Annotated in this window: 1 protein-coding gene and 1 tRNA gene; one reads left to right on the top strand and one right to left on the bottom strand. The window is 63.8% G+C overall.

The window, feature by feature from the left end; genetic code table 11:
- Nucleotides 1-1536, top strand: a 1536-nt coding sequence (locus tag VJ307_07090; protein HJX73904.1) for an ATP-binding protein, incomplete at its 5' end; no start/stop codon positions are given.
- Nucleotides 1537-1542: 6 nt separating this feature from the next.
- Here VJ307_07090 and VJ307_07085 read toward each other — a convergent pair.
- A tRNA-Val gene (locus VJ307_07085) sits at nt 1543-1617 on the bottom strand.
- Nucleotides 1618-1670 lie beyond the last annotated feature (53 nt).

The following is a 1670-nucleotide window of genomic DNA, read 5'->3' as shown; positions in this document are numbered from 1 at the left end:
GTCGCCGCGCGCGGGCTGGATGCGGAAGTCGTCGGCAAGGTGCGGCTGAAAGTGGGGGAGGGGATCGCCGGATGGGTCGCCAAGGAAGGGAAGCCGGTCCTCGTGAAGGACGTCCTGACGGACCCGAGGGTCAGCCGGTCCCTGGACTCCACCCATTCCAAATCGTTCATCTCCGCCCCGATGGTCTTCAGCATCCCGATTCTGCTCCAGGAGAAGGTGCTGGGGGTGATCAACGTAACGGACCGGCGCTCCGGCCTCCCCTTCGAAGAGGAGGACATGGCGTTTCTATACGGCCTCGCGGGGCAGGCGGCGATGGCGATCGAGAGGACGAAACAGCTCGATGAGCTTCAGGAGGCGTACGAGTCCCTGAAGGCGGCCCAGAAAGACCTCGTGGACTCGGAGCGGGTCAGGGCGCTCGGCCAGCTGGCCGCCGGGATCGCGCACGATTTCAATAACCTGCTCCACGGGATCCTGGGAAGGACCCAGCTTCTGGGCCTGAAGCTCGGAAACAAGGAGTTGGACCTTCCGTACATCCGTTCGCAATTGGAGACGATCGAGAAGCTCGCCCTCCAGGGGGGGGAGACGATCAGTCGGATCCAGGACCTGTCCCGGATCCGCAGGGACGTTTCCTCCGTCCCCCTCGACCTGAACGCGGTCGTGACAAATGCCGTGGAGATGACCCGGACCAAGTGGAAGGACGAAAGCGAGGCCAGGGGGATCCGCATCGCGGTTCTCGTCCGGCCCGGGACCCTCCCCTTGACGGTGGGAGACCCCGCCGAGATCTGCCGCGTCGTCTGCAACCTCCTCATCAACGCCGTGGAAGCGATGCCGAAAGGAGGCGAGATCTCCCTCGCGACCTTCCACGAGGGGGACCAGGTCCTGCTGGAGGTGTCCGACACGGGGATCGGGATGAGCAAAGAGGTCCGGGAAAGGATCTTCGAGCCCTTTTTCACCACCAAGGAGATCGGCCAGGGGCTCGGGACGAGCATCATCTACGGGATCGTCGCCCGCCACGGCGGCGACATCCGGGTGAGCAGCATGGAAGGGAGGGGGTCCACCTTCCATCTCCGCCTGCCGGTGATTTCCCCCCCCTGTTCGGAGAGACCGCGCAAGGGGAAGGGGTCGCGGGAAGGGACCGCCCCGGCGAGGATCCTCATCATCGAGGACGGGGATTTGAACCGGGATCTCTTCGAGCGATACGTCAAGGAGATGGGGCATATGGCCTTTGTCGCTTCCTCGGGGACGGAAGGGCTGCGAATCTTCGAAGCGCAGAAGGTCGACCTGGTCATCACGGATCTGAGCATGCCGGGGATATCGGGCCTGCAGGTGGCGGAACGGGTAAAGAAACACGCCTCCGCCGTTCCGGTGGTCCTGATCAGCGGCTGGGCGCTGCACCAGGATGAACAGCGGATCAAGGAGGCGGGGATCGACTTTGTGGTGCACAAGCCCTGCACAGTGAAAGATTTCCAGGACGTCGTCGAGGAGGCCCTCTGCCTCCGGGCGACGGATCCTCCCCGGAAGGCGGGGCCTTCGTAAAGGGTATGGTGGGCGCTACAGGATTTGAACCTGTGACTTCCACCGTGTGAAGGTGGCACTCTACCGCTGAGTTAAGCGCCCGCGGGAACTCCATTCTACCTTTCCCCGCGGGCCCGGCAAGCGATTTTTCCCCG

Source organism: Candidatus Deferrimicrobiaceae bacterium (genome assembly GCA_035256765.1).
GTDB lineage: Bacteria > Desulfobacterota > Deferrimicrobia > Deferrimicrobiales > Deferrimicrobiaceae > CSP1-8.
The sequence above is the reverse complement of the archived record's forward strand: the minus strand, read 5'-3'. Positions and strand labels throughout refer to the sequence as shown.